The sequence below is a fragment of the Vibrio sp. 1557 genome, from assembly GCF_033340175.1.
GTDB classification, from domain to species: Bacteria; Pseudomonadota; Gammaproteobacteria; order Enterobacterales; family Vibrionaceae; genus Vibrio; species Vibrio alginolyticus.
In genome coordinates, this window is the sequence record NZ_JAWOVZ010000015.1 from 71,649 (window position 1) to 88,071 (window position 16,423).

The 16,423-nt window shown below is 45.4% G+C and carries 10 protein-coding genes; all 10 read right to left on the bottom strand.

What is annotated here, in order from left to right:
- Positions 1-83: 83 nt before the first annotated feature.
- The 10 genes from R7070_RS16945 to hrpB all read right to left on the bottom strand — a co-directional run bounded on the left by R7070_RS16945 (position 84) and on the right by hrpB (position 16,410).
- Positions 84-1,115, bottom strand: a complete 1,032-nt coding sequence (locus R7070_RS16945; protein WP_005380055.1) for an ABC transporter ATP-binding protein — start codon at positions 1,113-1,115, stop codon at positions 84-86.
- On the bottom strand, positions 1,115-2,740 hold the full coding sequence (locus tag R7070_RS16950) for an ABC transporter permease (protein ID WP_025768193.1): 1,626 nt from the start codon (positions 2,738-2,740) through the stop codon (positions 1,115-1,117). The genes R7070_RS16945 and R7070_RS16950 overlap by 1 nt, the downstream gene beginning before the upstream one ends.
- Positions 2,741-2,839: 99 nt before the next feature.
- Positions 2,840-3,853 carry a Fe(3+) ABC transporter substrate-binding protein gene (locus tag R7070_RS16955; RefSeq protein ID WP_005386566.1) on the bottom strand — a complete coding sequence of 338 codons (1,014 nt, stop codon included), beginning with the start codon at positions 3,851-3,853 and terminating at the stop codon, positions 2,840-2,842.
- Positions 3,854-4,005: 152 nt separating this feature from the next.
- Positions 4,006-5,235, bottom strand: a complete 1,230-nt coding sequence (locus tag R7070_RS16960) for an ammonium transporter (RefSeq protein WP_005386568.1) — start codon at positions 5,233-5,235, stop codon at positions 4,006-4,008.
- A 27-nt stretch (positions 5,236-5,262) separates the two neighbouring features.
- The gene (locus tag R7070_RS16965) at positions 5,263-5,601 is read right to left on the bottom strand and encodes a P-II family nitrogen regulator (RefSeq protein ID WP_005386570.1); all 339 of its coding nucleotides are present in this window, start codon (positions 5,599-5,601) and stop codon (positions 5,263-5,265) included.
- A gap of 188 nt (positions 5,602-5,789) precedes the next feature.
- Positions 5,790-6,158, bottom strand: a complete 369-nt coding sequence (locus tag R7070_RS16970) for a YacL family protein (RefSeq protein WP_025768192.1) — start codon at positions 6,156-6,158, stop codon at positions 5,790-5,792.
- A gap of 99 nt (positions 6,159-6,257) precedes the next feature.
- A complete protein-coding gene (gene acnB, locus R7070_RS16975; RefSeq protein ID WP_318141259.1) occupies positions 6,258-8,855 on the bottom strand; it encodes a bifunctional aconitate hydratase 2/2-methylisocitrate dehydratase in 2,598 nt (865 codons plus the stop codon).
- 268 nt (positions 8,856-9,123) lie between these two features.
- Positions 9,124-11,454, bottom strand: coding sequence for a patatin-like phospholipase family protein (locus R7070_RS16980; protein ID WP_047102650.1), 2,331 nt, complete (start codon positions 11,452-11,454; stop codon positions 9,124-9,126).
- A gap of 122 nt (positions 11,455-11,576) precedes the next feature.
- Positions 11,577-13,949, bottom strand: a complete 2,373-nt coding sequence (mrcB, locus tag R7070_RS16985) for a penicillin-binding protein 1B (RefSeq protein ID WP_318141260.1) — start codon at positions 13,947-13,949, stop codon at positions 11,577-11,579.
- Positions 13,942-16,410, bottom strand: coding sequence for an ATP-dependent helicase HrpB (gene hrpB, locus R7070_RS16990; RefSeq protein WP_215810048.1), 2,469 nt, complete (start codon positions 16,408-16,410; stop codon positions 13,942-13,944). Before hrpB ends, mrcB begins: the two co-directional genes overlap by 8 nt.
- Between the last annotated feature and the right edge of the window lie 13 nt (positions 16,411-16,423).

Consider the following 16,423-nt stretch of genomic DNA (forward strand, 5'->3'; position numbering starts at 1 on the left):
GAGCACTTGCCCGGCTCCACAGCCGGGCTTTTTTATTGTATGTTGGGAAGTCGTAAACGAGATAGAAAAGATACTCAGGAGCGTTAAGCAAATGCCAGGACGCCTTGCGTTTCAATTTTCACCGCGACGGACTCACCTATATTTAATGCTTGCGAAGCTGTAGCTAACAAACGGTCACCATTCGCGTTAATCACATAACGGCAGTGATCACCCATAAAATGCTGTTCCAATACGGTTACCGAACTATCTTCATCGGATTGAATTTGCACATGCTGCGGTCTTAGCAGTAAAGAGCACTCCGCCTGTACTGGAATATCTTGTTGAGCCGTGGCTTCAACCACGCCCAAGTGGGTTTCATATTCTGAATTCGAAACCCGTTTAGCAGCAAGGTAACTGCCACCACCTAAGAAATCAGCGACAAATTTACTTGAAGGCTGGTAGTAAAGCTCAGATGCTGTGCCATATTGCTCGATGACTCCATTGTTCATCACTGCCATTTTATCGGCGAAAGCAAAAGCCTCTTCACGGCTATGCGTAACAAAAATGGCAGTCACACCTTGGGCCTTAAAAATCTTACGGATCTCACTTATCAACTCATGGCGAACTTGCGTATCAATATTAGAAAACGGTTCATCAAGTAACAATAAGTCTGGGCTGTAAGCTAATGAGCGAGCAATCGCAACACGCTGCTGCTGTCCACCAGACAATTGATGAGGATAACGATCGCCATAACCTTGAAGATGCACGAGTTCTAACATCTCTTGAACTTTGGCATTTTTCTCTTTTGTCGAGCACTGCTTTAAGCCAAAGGCAATGTTTTGCTCCACCGTCAAGTGAGGAAAAAGTGCGTAATCTTGGAAAATCATCCCGATATTACGCTGTTCTGGCGGCAACCAGTTTTCCCCATCATCAATTGTGACGCAATTTAGACTCATTTCGCCTGACGTTAACGGCAATAATCCCGCAACGGCCTTTAATAGTGTTGTTTTCCCACAGCCACTGGCTCCTAGCAAACAGACAATCTGCCCTTGTTCTACCTCAAGAGACAATGATTCGAGTACAGTTTGATCGTCATATTGGCACGTTAGGTTTTTAATTGATAATGCACAGCTCATCAGTGATTTTGCTCCAGTGAACGGTTAACAACAACAAGCGGGATCAACCCAACAAGAACCAACAGAACCGCTGGCAAAGCGGCCAATTCTAAATGCTCATCCGAGGCGAAGTTATAAACGTATGTGGCTAGTGTTTCAAAGTTAAACGGACGAAGTAACAAAGCCGCATTAAGCTCTTTCATCGACTCGATAAACACTAATAAAGCCGCAATCAGTGCACCGCGCTTAACCAGCGGAAAGTGCACGCGCCACAGCATGGCATTGGGCTTACAACCCATAGTGCGCGATGCCATATCTAACGACGGAGAAATTTTATTTAAATTACTTTCGATACTACCAATCGCTACCGCGGAAAAGCGCACAACCATGGCAAATACTAGTGCGAACATGGAACCAGAAAAGATAAGTCCCGGCCTTCCCCACTCCATGGCTTTAGCAACATCGTTGACACGATGATCCATAAACAGCACAGCGACCATCACACCGATGGCTAGTACCGTTCCTGGTACTGCATAGCCCATAGAAGAAAGACGCATAAATGCCAAGCTTTCTCGTTTACCACTGACTCGATGGGTAAAGTTAACGATCAGTGCGACAGCAACACCAATAATCGCAGCAATAACAGACACAACTAAGCTATTCCATGCGTATTCACGAAACTCTGAGGTCCAACTCTGCGCAAAATAAGTGATCGCATAATCAATCAGCTGTAGTAGCGGCAAAATAAAAGCGACTGAAACCAAGCCCCAACACCAAACCAGTGCGGTCCACTTTTTCCAGCCCGTCAACTCGTAACGAAAATCTTCGTGACTGTTAAATTGGCTTTGAAAAAGCTTTTGTTTACGGCGGCTGTATCGTTCGGCACTAAGAAGCAGTACTACAATGACGAGCATCATGGCAGAGATCTTGGCTGCCGCATTAAGATTAGAGTACCCCAACCAAGTATCGTAGACCGCTGTGGTTAACGTATTCACCGCGAAGTAACTTACCGTACCAAAGTCACCGATGGTCTCCATTGCGACCAATGATAAACCCACTGCGATAGAGGGTCTTACTAACGGCATCGAGATGCGCCAAAAGCTTTCCCATGGAGAGCACTTGAGCAAACGCGCGCTTTGCAATAAAGAGACATTTTGCTCCATAAACGCAGCCCGGCACAATAAATACACGTAAGGATACAACACCAAAGCTAACACAAAGGTCGCGCCAGGCAACGTACGAATGTCAGGGAACCAATACTCGCCAGGTCCCCATCCGGTTACATCACGCAAAAAGATTTGAATTGGACCAGCAAAATCAAACCAATCCGTAAAAATATAACCAATGATATAACCTGGCATCGCAAGAGGTAGCACCAATGCCCACTGCAACCATTTTTCGGTCGGCAGTTTACACATGGCCATTATCCAAGCGCTTGGAATACCAAGAATTAAGGACAGCACCATTACGCCAACAGTTAGCGCAACCGTGTTAAAAATATAAGTCGGCATGACTGTTGCCATTAAATGAGCAAACAAATCATCCGTTTCACCAATTGCGGTGTAGAAGATCGCTAAGATCGGCAAAACCAGTAGCAGAGTTATTACCCCACTACTGGTTTTCCATAAAGAGTGTTTATCTTTCATCGCCTAATTACTGCAAGGCTGTATGAAATACAAATGCTGTTGCAAATACATCTCATATCCTTTAATCAAATGGGGGTACTGTTATACCCCCACAAGGAATTAAAGGTCAAATTTCACTTCGTCTAATAGCTTAATTGCCGCTTCGTGGTTGGCTGCAATATCGTCTAGAGAAAGCTTGTCTGCTTTAAAGTCACCCCAAGATTCCACAAGCTCAGAACGCTTCACGCCTTCTTTAACTGGGTACTCATAGTTAACTTCTGCGTACATTTGCTGCGCTTTGTCACCCGTTAGGAATTCCATTAGCTTCACAGCATTGTCTTTGTTTGGAGAGTACTTCGCCATCGCCATACCAGAGATATTCACGTGAGTGCCTGTAGTCTCTTGGTTAGGGAAGTTGATGTAAACTGCATCAGCCCAAGCTTTTTGCTCTTTGTCGTTAACCATTTTACCTAGGTAGTAGCTGTTACCTAGAGAAACATCACATAGGCCTTCTTTGATCGCTTTAACTTGTGCACGATCGTTGCCTTGTGGTTTGCGAGCAAGGTTTGCTTTCACGCCTTCCAACCACTCTTTGGTTTCTGCTTCGCCATTGTGAGCAATCATTGCTGAAACTAGAGAAACGTTGTACGGGTGCTTACCGCTACGAGTACAAATTTTACCTTTGAACTCTGGCTTAGCTAAGTCTGCGTAGTTGAAATCTGCGCCTAGTTTACCTACGCGATCACGTGATGAATAAACGCTACGAGAACGTAGAGTTAGAGCAAACCACTCATTCTCTTTATCTTGGTATTGAGCAGGTACATTTTCTTCAATGATTTTGCTATCGACTTTCTGAACTAAACCTTTGTTTGTCAGTTCAGCTAGACGGCTGATGTCTGTCGTAAGAATAACGTCAGCAGGGCTGTACTCACCTTCTTGAGCTAGCTTTTCTGCTAAGCCTTTTTTAGCAAATTTTACGTTTACTTTGATACCAGTTTCTTTAGTGAACTCATTGAACATAGGTTCAACTAGGAAAGGTTGACGGTAAGAGTAGACGTTCACTTCTTCAGCAGCCATTGCTGTTGGAGCTAGAGTAGCGCAAGTTAGTGCTGAAAGAGTTAGCAGTTTTTTCATTGTTTAATCCTTTACCATGCTAATGATAACGTTTATCAGTTGCGTTATTATATGTATGTTCAATAAGAAGACAATGACGAATATTAAAAAACCTGCTCATCGGAGCAGGTTTTATTGTGTTAAGTGTGTAACCATTTATTACAAGCTAATGATTATTTCACCGTAACAAACTCTGGGTAAGCACCAACACCACAATCATGCATGTCCATACCTTCCATTTCTTCATCTTCTGTAACGCGAATCCCAACGGTTGCTTTCAAGATTGCCCACACAACTAGGCTGGCACCAAATACCCAAGCAAAGATAACTACGGCACCTAAAAGCTGTGCACCAAACGTTGCATCACCGTTGCTCAGTGGCACTACCATTAGGCCGAAGAAACCACACACACCGTGAACTGAGATAGCACCTACTGGATCGTCAATTTTAAGTTTATCTAGAGCAATGATACTGAATACTACTAGTGCACCCGACACCGCACCAATCGCAACCGCGTACAGTGGTGATGGCGATAGAGGGTCTGCAGTGATGGCAACCAAGCCAGCTAGCGCGCCATTGAGAATCATCGTTAAATCGGCTTTACCCCAAGTAGTTTTACAAACGAATAGCGCCGCAATTGCACCGGCAGCCGCTGCTGCGTTAGTGTTTAGAAAGATCTGACCTACCGCTGTAGCATTCTCAAAATCTGAAACCATCAACTGAGAACCACCGTTAAATCCAAACCAACCAAACCAAAGGATAAAAGTACCCAACGTTGCCAAAGGCATGTTAGAACCTGGAATCGGATAAATTTCACCATTTTTACCGTACTTACCCTTACGCGCGCCAAGCAGTAACACACCAGCTAGAGCAGCAGAAGCACCTGCCATATGTACGATACCAGAACCCGCAAAGTCACTAAATCCAGCTTCTGCTAGGAAGCCTCCACCCCATGTCCAGTAACCTTCCATTGGATAGATAAACGCAGTTAAAATCGCAGAGAAAATCAAGAAAGACCAAAGCTTCATGCGCTCAGCTACCGCACCAGAAACGACGGACATGGCAGTTGCAACGAAGACAACTTGGAAGAAGAAGTCAGACTCTAAAGAGTGGTCGGCCCCTTCACCTTGAGTACCAATTAGCGTACCAAATGAAGGTAACCAGCCTCCTTCTCCATTATCGACATACATGATGTTATAACCGACGATCAGAAACATCGTACATGCGATGGCGTACAAACAGATGTTCTTCGTAAGAATTTCTGTTGTGTTTTTAGAGCGCACAAGGCCAGCCTCTAGCATCGCAAAGCCTGCTGCCATCCACATTACCAACGCACCGGAAATGAGGAAGAAAAAGGTGTCAAGTGCGTAACGTAACTCGGTTACTGTTGTTGTTAATTCCATAATAAGTATCTCCAATCCTTTGAATTCTTAAAGTGCTTCTGCGTCCATTTCGCCAGTTCGGATACGCACCGCTTGGTTCAGATCGTAAACAAAAATTTTACCGTCGCCGATTTTTCCGGTTTGCGCAGCTTTTGTAATTGCTTCAACAACACGATCTACATTGTCTGCGTGAGTCGCGATTTCAATTTTCACCTTTGGTAGGAAATCAACTTGATACTCTGCACCGCGATACAATTCCGTGTGACCTTTTTGACGACCGAACCCTTTAACTTCTGATACTGTCATCCCTTCGATACCGACATCAGCCAATGCTTCTCGTACATCGTCTAATTTAAACGGCTTAATAATGGCATTGATTATTTTCATTGAGTTATCTCCGAAGCTTTCATCCTGAAACACTTCTTATAATCCAATCTACGTGCCAAGTTTTTAAGTCATTGAATAATAAAAGCTAACCTCAATTTACATATCTATAAACAAAAAGAGCGCACCATATCGGTGCGCCCTTTTCACAAATTTAAAGCAACGGCAGAGAAGTTACCCAAAACTGTGCATTAAATATTCAAAAAGTCTTTCCATTGTTCGATAAGTGTCATGAAATCCTCTATCCCACAACTTGCTGTACTTTCTGCATTGTAGAAGTCGAACTCACTTTCCATCTCGACATCATATTCATGGGCTAATGCGTTTTCTTGTACAAGAACTTCGTCGCCCTGAATCATCAAGCTAATTTCCGTGCCTGTTAGGTTATGCTCCTGAGAAGGCGCTGAAAATGACCGCTCAATTAGCTTTTCAACCTGTGCAATCTTCATCGGATCTTTGCCAATTTCTTCTTGCAACCAGCGCCCTACAATCTCATGTCCCATGCTACATTTTACGTAGTACTCGCCCATCAACGTGTTACGAATGAATTCAAATTCCACCGAGATTGCCTATTTCGTATCAATTTGGTGCGAGTATAGCGAATTGCTCCCATAAAAAAAGCACCTCATATGAGGTGCTTTCGAATTGTGCATTTCTGATTATGCCGGTTCTTGGAAGATCACTTCATCCGCTTTCTTGGTGTATTGATCCATTTTATGGAAGTTCAAGTAGCGGTACGTATCCGTTGCCGTAGCGTCGATTTGCTTCGCGTATTCTAGGTATTCTTCTTTGGTTGGAATCTTACCTAGGATTGCACCTACTGCAGCTAGCTCAGCTGACGATAGGTAAACATTCGCACCAGTACCCAGACGGTTCGGGAAGTTACGCGTTGAAGTCGACATTACTGTTGATTTATCTGCAACACGTGCTTGGTTACCCATACAAAGTGAACACCCTGGCGTTTCAATACGCACCCCTGCACGTCCGAAGATACCGTAGTAGCCTTCTTCAATCAGTTGGTCTTTATCCATCTTTGTTGGTGGCGCTACCCAAAGGCGCGTCGCTAACTGGCCATTGAACCTATCAAGCAATTTACCTGCTGCGCGGAAGTGACCGATGTTCGTCATACAAGAACCGATGAACACTTCATCAATCGCTGTGCCTTGTACTTCAGACAACAAACGAGCGTCATCTGGGTCATTCGGTGCACATAGTACTGGCTCATTGATTTCAGCCATATCGATTTCAATCACATGTGCGTATTCAGCGTCTTTATCTGCTTGCATCAGCTCAGGGTTTGCTAGCCACTCTTGCATTGCAGTAATGCGGCGCTCGATAGTACGGCGATCACCGTAGCCTTCAGAGATCATCCACTTCAGCATCACGATGTTAGAGTTTAAGTACTCTTCGATCGACTCTTGAGACAATTTCACAGTACAACCTGCCGCCGAACGCTCTGCAGATGCATCAGAAAGCTCAAATGCTTGCTCAACCGTTAGCGTTTCTAAGCCTTCAATCTCAAGGATACGGCCAGAAAATTCGTTGATCTTGCCCGCTTTCTCTACCGTTAGTAGACCTTGCTGAATCGCGTAGTAAGGGATGGCATGAACAAGATCACGCAGTGTAATACCCGGTTGCATTTCACCTTTAAAACGAACCAAGATTGACTCTGGCATGTCTAGCGGCATAACGCCTGTCGCAGCTGCAAAGGCAACCAAGCCCGAGCCTGCTGGGAATGAAATACCCAGAGGGAAACGAGTATGTGAGTCCCCACCCGTACCGACAGTATCCGGTAGTAGCATACGGTTTAGCCATGAGTGGATAATACCGTCACCAGGACGAAGAGATACACCACCGCGGTTCATAATAAAGTCCGGAAGTGTATGGTGAGTGTTAACGTCTACTGGTTTTGGATAAGCCGATGTGTGACAGAAAGACTGCATGACAAGATCAGCAGAGAAGCCGAGACACGCCAAGTCTTTAAGTTCATCACGAGTCATAGGGCCTGTAGTATCTTGCGAGCCTACTGTCGTCATCTTCGGCTCACAGTAGGTTCCAGGACGGATGCCTTCTACGCCACATGCTTTACCAACCATTTTCTGTGCAAGCGTGTAACCCTTGCCAGAATCTGCGATTTCACCAGGTTTGCGGAATACGTCCGAAGGCTCAAGACCTAGCGATTGACGCGCTTTGTCTGTCAAACCACGACCGATGATCAATGGGATACGACCACCAGCACGAACTTCATCAATCAGTACTTCTGTTTTTAGCGAGAACTCAGCTAGAACCTCACCAGTTTCGTGGTTGCAAACTTTACCTTCATATGGGTAAACATCGATAACATCGCCCATGTTGAGCTTAGTTACGTCAACTTCAATTGGTAGTGCGCCAGCATCTTCCATTGTGTTAAAGAAGATAGGGGCAATTTTGCCACCAAGCACATACCCACCAGCTCGTTTGTTTGGAACGTAAGGGATATCATCACCCATAAACCAAAGCACTGAGTTGGTTGCCGATTTACGTGAAGAGCCAGTACCAACAACATCACCAACGTAAACCAATTGATGACCTTTGTCTTTTAACTCTTCAATTTGCTTGATCGGGCCAATAGTACCCGGTTGATCAGGGTTTATTCCTTCACGCTCGTTTTTAAGCATCGCCAGTGCGTGTACTGGGATATCAGGACGAGACCAAGCGTCAGGTGCAGGTGAAAGGTCATCCGTGTTCGTTTCACCTGTTACTTTAAATACGGTTAGAGTGACTTTTTCTTCAAGCTTAGGCTTAGAAAGGAACCACTCCGCATCAGCCCATGATTGAAGTACTTTCTGTGCATGCGCATTGCCTGCTTTTGCTTTCTCTTCTACGTCATAGAAAGCATCAAACATTAGCAGCGTATGAGACAGCGCTTTTACTGCGATCTCTGCCAGTGCTTCATCATCCAATAGCTCAACTAGCGGTTCGATGTTGTAACCACCTTGCATAGTGCCTAGCAGTTCAGCCGCTTTTTCACGACTCACTAATGGTGATTTAACTTCACCTTTTGCTACTGCTGTTAGGAAACCCGCTTTTACATAAGCAGCTTCATCAACACCTGGAGGGATACGGTTTTCAAGTAGGTCAAGAATGACTTCTTCTTCACCTTGTGGGGGATTTTTCAGAAGTTCTACAAGTCCAGCAACTTGTTCTGCGTCTAGCGGTTTAGGAACAACTCCTTCAGCAGCACGCTCTTCGACGTGTTTACGGTAGGCTTCAAGCACGACTTTTTCCTCTCATTGCGGTTCCTCCTCTATTATTACTATTGTTAAAGTAAAGGAGTGAACATCCTTGGAAACTTGGCTCTCCATTGCCCTTGTTTTCATTCAATTATGATTGAGAAACAGCGCCGTAGAGGCCAAACTGTGGGCAAAATAATAGCAAATTTAACCTTAAATTAAAATCTTATCATTTTGACCAACATAGCAACTTACGACTAAAGTTCTGCTAATTTTGACCAAATATGCCAAGTTTTTGCTTTCTCATACCCGATTAATTAAACGATGTTCCTACGATCAAATACACAGCATCCAAATCTTGCTCGGTACGACCGTATGCCAACATTATTGGTCCTATTGGTGAGTCAACACCAAAGAAGATGGAGCCAGCATTGTAAAGCGGCGCTTCGTTTAGTTTCAGATCATTATCAGACCAAACACCGCCATATTCGACCGATGCGCCCAGGTAGACTGGAGCTTCAAACAATCCGAAATCATTATCAAACCACTTATATCGGTACACCAAACTGCTGAAAAATAAGTTCTGTCCGATCAGGCTATTTCTTGGGATTCCCGATAGGCTTAAGAAGCCGCCCAACTCTCTGGGATCAAGCGGTAAAGATGAGTTTTTACTCTCTACAAAACTATATTCAGCATGTCCGACTAAAGTATGACGCTGATGACTCACTGCACCTTTAAATCGTGCAGAGATTTCATAAACGGTATCTTCAATAATTTTGTCAGTCTCTAAAAGGCTAACGCCCTGAGGACTTTGATCATGAGACACTAAATATTCGAGATCGACTAAAAGTCCACGAGTCGGAAATGCGAAATCATCAAGTGTATCTAGACGATAATTGGCAAACAGTCCACGACGTTCAAAATCCAATTTACCAGCAGAAGCCAAAGTAGAAAGCTCAATATCTCCGGTAGAGTAGCGAGCGCCAAATCGAAGTTCTTGCCACAATGTGGGTTGGATACCTATCGCTAACTCTGTTGTAAAATCATCGTAAGTGACCGGAAAAAAATCATTTACTGACTCTAAATCTGGTGCTTGAGGCTCTGTTAAAGGTAAGTTTCGGCTCTCACTGCCATAGGAAATACGCCCCGATACAAAAAGTTCTTGGCTAGATAAAACAGGGGAATACAACTCAGCTTCAATCAGCTTATCTGTGCCCATTTCTACGTTGAACGCCAACTCCGCGCCATGAGAGTTCAAGTTGGTAAAGTTGGTTGATATCCCTATGCCGTACTGGCTATCTGTATCGAAGTCATCTTCAAGAAAAAATCGGAAGTTGAGATAATTAGGCCCCCACGACTTCTCGTTAACATCAAAAACCAACAATGTCTCACCATCCACCTCTTCAAAGTGATAAGTGATGAGCTCGAACCGATCTAACGCGTAGAGGTTTTCAACGGCTTTCTCAATTTCGGCCGTTGAAATACGACGTCCGGTTTCTAATTCAATACGATTCGTCAATAGCACATCGCTGTAGTGCGTGTTATTTACAATCACAATGTCATCAACCACACGCTGATCGCCATAAATCAAAGTTTTACGAACTTCTTGTTTGCGATCGATGTATTTTTGATAGTCCGCGTTGGACAAGCGTAACTCTTTCAGCTTGTCTTTTAACTGCTTGGTAATATCGTACCCAGCTTGAAAAGCCCAAGGCATTTTGTCGAACTCGACGGTTTCCATGGTGCCCACATTGGGACGAATATAGATATCTTGAGGTTCAAGCTCGTCCACTTGCTGTTGTGTACTACGACGAACGAGATAGTTAGAGAGTTGATCCGCGACAGTAAACAGCCCCGTAAATTCATCTTCGGTTTTGTAATCGGTGCTAATATCGACGGCAATAACGACATCAGCCCCCATGGCGCGAGCCACATCGACAGGCATGTTATTGACGACGCCGCCATCAACAAGCATATGACCATTGAGCTTATAGGGAGGAAGTGCTCCTGGTACAGACATGCTAGCCATCATGGCATCCACAAGGTAACCATTACCCAGTACGACTTCTTCTAGGGCAAGAATATCAGTCGCAACAGAACGATAAGGAATGGCAAGATCATCAAAAGAATCGAATCGCCCTAAGTTCCCTGTAGTCTCACGCAATACTCGCAACATGTTCTGGCCTTGCACCACACCCGTTGGTGCTCGTACCTCACCGAACCTTAAGCCGAGGTCGGTATTAATTTGATAGCGGTCTTCATACTCTTTGTCACGTACTCGACGTTGGCTACGGTCAACACGATCTCGATAACCGCTGCCCCAATCGACGGTGTAGATAAAACTCTCGATTTCATCAGCACTCATCCCCGTGGCATAGAGCCCACCCACATAGGCGCCCATACTGGTACCGGTCACAATATCGACAGGGATCTGCATTTCTTCCAATGCTTTTAAAACCCCAATGTGTGCCGCCCCTTTCGCTCCGCCACCAGCGAGCACAACCGCCACCTTTGGTCGAGGTTCCAAGTCATCCGTTTTTGTTAGAGAGTTTGCGAGGGAAACAGAAGGAGTGATCATCAAAAAGGTACTAACCCAAAGCGCAAAGTTGCGAACCGATGGGCTTGATAACAGCTTTTTGAACATTCACTTCTTCCTTTATTGAATATCTGATCAAGTAGGGCGTGCTAGCAGTACTGTACTAACACGCCCTAATATGTACTAAGAATTAATCAGATAAACAAGCTAATGTTGTTGATTTGGCGATGCTACCAATCAAATATGCTATTTAACCAGTTTGATTTCTTCTCACACTGTTGCTTTATCTGACCGGTTTTATCCCAAACCGGCAGTTTGTAATCACTACGGCAGTTCATTTCTAAACCTCCATCAGATGTAGGCTTGAACCCTAATGTGGTGATTTCTCTTGGCCATGGGAGCTCTAAGCGCTCAGGAATACGCTGCTTCAAGTACTCTGCGTACACTCGTAATGCACCACTCGACCCCGTTAGATTCACGGGTTTATTATCGTCGCGGCCTAGCCAAATTGTCGTCACCTCACGACCATCAACACCGACAAACCAACTATCGCGGTTGTCATTACTGGTACCCGTTTTTCCTGCCAATGCAGCCCAACCAAACTGGCTTTGTAAGAAGCGGCCAGTGCCTTGAGCAACCCCTTGTTTCATCGCGTAGGTCGTTAGCCATGCAGCTTGTTCATCCACGGCTCTTGATGAACGAGGCAAGGATTGATACAGCACATTACCTTCCATATCCATGACTGAGCGCAGAGCGGTCAGTTTTGCACGCTTACCTGAATTCGTCAGAGTCTGATACATCTGTGCGACTTCGAATGGCGTCAAAGAAAACGAACCCAAAAACATCGAAGGCACTGGGCGAATTTCGTCTTTGTTCACGCCCAAACGCTCTAAAGTATTGGACACTTCAGGAATGCCAAGTGCCATACCTAAGCGCACGGTTGGTACGTTAAGTGATTTCGCTAAAGCAATGTAAAGTGGCACATCACCACGATATTTTCTATCGTAGTTGCGCGGCGTCCACACGTTACCTTTACTGCTCTTCAGACTTAACGGCGTGTCGTGTAGCGTCGTGCCTAGGTTGTATTTATCCGGTTGTTCTAGAGCCGTTAAGTAAATCGCTGGTTTCACTAAAGAACCAATTGGACGACTGGCATTGAGCGCGCGGTTAAAGCCTTCATAACCGACACGTTTACCACCAACCATCGCACGGATTTCACCACTATGGCGATCAACGGCCACAGCTGCGGCTTCTAACTCTTTACCACCCCGTTTAGCTAGTTCTGGGAGCTTTTTCGCGATAGCTTGTTCCATTTTGCTTTGCGATACTGGGTCCAGAGACGTAAATACGCGCAGTCCGGTCTCTGCTTTAAATCGCTCCCCAACTTTTTCTTTTAATTCAATGCTCAATTGTTGGAAATAAGCTGGCTGACGGCTCGCAATACGTGGCTTGCTTTGCGTATCGAGTGGACGACTTACAGCTTGTTCATACTGCTCTGAAGTCAACATGTTTTGCTGCATTAACAGGCGCAGAACGAGATCACGACGCTCTTTCGTTCTCTCAGGGTAACGAATTGGGTTGTAGTAAGACGGTCCTTTTACCATCCCAACTAACATCGCCAGCTGATCGATTCGCAACTCCTGGATTGGCTGCCCAAAATAGTAACGCGACGCCAAGCCAAACCCGTGGATCGCTTCACCTCCACTTTGACCTAGGTACACTTCGTTTAGGTAGGCTTCTAAGATACGATCTTTGCTATAACGGTAATCCAAAATTAGCGCGATATACGCTTCTCGAACTTTACGCCACAGTGTTTTATCACGAGTCAAAAATAGGTTTTTTGCCAATTGCTGAGTCAACGTACTACCGCCTTGAACAGCACGACCGGCCTTAATGTTCGCAACCAATGCACGTGCAATCGCGAGCGGTGACACCCCGTCATGTTGATAAAAATCCCGGTCTTCGGTCGCAAGCAGCGCATCCACTAAAATTTCAGGGAACTGATCACGACGTAAGAAAAGGCGCTGTTCATCACGGTCTTTCTCCAGCATGCCCAACATCTTCGGTTCTAGGCGCAAGTAACCAAGGTCTCCTCGAGATTCTAAAGACTGAATACGTTGCAAGCCGGAATCAGAAAAATGCAGCATAATGTGACGATCCGGCTCGGGACCATCGGCAAACTCGAATGGACGACGAATCAATTCAATCCGAGTGGAAGAAGAGGAATATTCGCCTGGGTAACGAGGTTGACTCACTTTACGGTAATTCAACACATCTAGCTCGTTGCGCAGTTCTTGGATGGTGATATTCTCACCAGGGCTTAGATTCAAGATACGGGCATAAACCACCGTTGGCAGCTCAAACAGCTGGCCTTCAAAGCGTTCTTTCACCACACTATCTAAGTAAATCCCAACAAACAGCAAAACAGCGGCAAGTGCAACGCCAGCTTTCCAGCTAAACGACCACAGAACTTTCAACCACGAACGTTTCTCGTTAGTCGGCTTTTTACTCGGCGTACGTCGAGTCTGTTTTGCGGCTCCTTTATTGGTTGTACTTTTCTTCGCTGGCGCTTTTTTCGCGCTAGGCTTCTTGCTGTCAGTCATTATTCAATTGTCTTTTTGTTTTCGTTGTTGCTACATGATTGGCAGGATCATCTGGCCAAACGTGTTTTGGGTAGCGCCCTTTCATCTCTTTTTGAACGTCTTTGTAGCTTCCGTTCCAGAAAGCCGCCAAGTCCGACGTTACTTGCAATGGACGTTGTGCCGGTGAAAGCAGTTCAAGCACCAAACGCTTGCGGCCAAGAGCCACCGTTGGGGAACCACTCTCCCCAAATACTTCTTGCATACGCACCGATAATATCGGCTCGTGGCCATATTGGTAACGGATACGCTTCTTTGAACCAGTGGGCAGTTGGTAATGCTCAGGTAACCATTCATCCAGTTGTTGATTGAGTGGCCAACCTAATCGAGCATTAAGCGCTTCGACCAAGTTTATCTTGCTCAGGTCTTTAACCGAGCTGACAGACGTCATGTATGGCTCTAACCACTCCTCTAATGAATCCAACAAACTGGCTTCATCAAACATTGGCCATGACTGCTCAGGTAACCATTCCACCGCACAACGAATCCGAGCCAACAAGCTCTCCGCTGCCGGTGTCCAGTTTAGACTCTGTAAGCCCTGGCGGCGGACATACGTGAGTAAAGCTTGTGTCATTTTTTCTTTGCCAGGGTTTGGCAACGGCTCGCGTTCAACGACCAGCAGACCGAGTTTTGTTTGTCGCTCAGCTATTAGACGGCCTCTTTTTTCATCCCAGTCCACTACTTCTTCAGACGAAAATAGCGTATCAAAGGTCGTTCGCAATATATTGACATCCAATTCACATGCCGAATGAATTTGACTTGAGTTAGAATGAGAACGCATTAAGTCAACGGCAACCAAATACTCACAGCCACCTAGCATGTCTTCCTGATGACATTCTGCACCATGACCATTAGCCAAAGTAAATCGCCCAAATTGATTTGTGCGCTGCTGCGCAATGCGATCTGGAAATGCCAAACTTAACACCAGCGGTAATGCATCTTCATCCACGCCTTTCAGGTCAAATACCGTATCCAATTTGTACGCCAGAGATTGAGCACGCTTGAACAACATCGACTTTTTTGGATGAGTACCAACAAGCCAACGATGCAAGCTATAAGAGATATTGGTAACATTTCTCTCTGGCTCTTCAATCAGTGCGACCGCCGCCAAAGCAGCATTTAACATCTTATCACTGTAAGATTGCGCTTTAATTAGCATCGCAGCCGCACGAGGCTCAACGCCTAGTTCATGCGCCTGTTTTCCTTCGGACGTTAATTGCCCTTTTTCCGTCAGTAGTCCCAATGACACCAATAGCTGCTTCGCTTGTTCCAATGACGCATTAGCGGGAACATCAAGCCACTTTAGATCGTGGATATCACCCGTTCCCCAAAAGGCAAGCTCCATAACTAAACTAGCCAAATCGGAATGCAAAATTTCGGGTAGGGGAACCAGCGGTTGCTGCTTGAACTGGTTTTCAGAATAAAGACGAACACAAATGCCCTCTTCTATTCGTCCCGCTCGTCCTGCACGCTGAATCGCTGAAGACTGTGCAATGCGTGTTTGCTCTAAGCGTGTTAAACCGTTTTTCAAATCAAAGCGGGCAATACGCTCTAACCCAGAATCAACCACGAGGCGAATGCCTTCAATCGTTAGTGAAGTTTCTGCAATGTTGGTCGCTAGAACGACTTTACGCTTACCTTGTTCTGCTGGCGTAATCGCTTTTTGTTGATCTGCAAAACTCAGTTGACCATAAAGTGGGCATATGTCGATATCATCCGCTAAATGAGACAACCGCTCTTCAACTTGTTTTATGGCACCAACACCCGGTAGGAAAGCTAACAAAGATCCGGACTCTTTGTTCATAAGACTTTCTATTGTTTTTGCCATACTCGTAGGTAAATGCTCGTTCACACCTAACGGCTGGTAGCGCATTGCCACATCAAAGCTGCGCCCTTCAGATTCAATGTAACTGGCTTCCGGCAACAACGATTGTAATGCTTGTTGGTCAAGCGTTGCCGACATTACCACCAGCTTGAGATCGTCTCGCAATGCCTCTTGAACTTCTAAACTGAATGCCAAAGCGGTATCGGCATGAATGCTGCGTTCATGAAACTCATCAAAGATCAGTAGATCAACCCCATCCAGTTCAGGGTCAGTTTGGATCATCCTGGTCATGATCCCTTCGGTCACGATCTCCAGCTGCGTTGCAGAACTTACCTTTGCCTCGCCACGAACTCGATAACCCACGCGTTGACCAACTTGTTCTCCCAATTGCTCAGCAAGATAACGGGCAATGTTACGCGCCGCGAGTCGTCTTGGCTCAAGCATGATGATTTTTCCAGCAACCGAATGATTTAAGAGTAACTGCAAAGGGAAGTAAGTCGACTTACCGGCACCAGGCGCCGCTTTTAAGATCACTTGATGTTGATTTTTGACCGCCGTCAGCAACTCAGGCATCACGGCTTCAATCGGCAATTGTGACAAAGGAAATACCTTA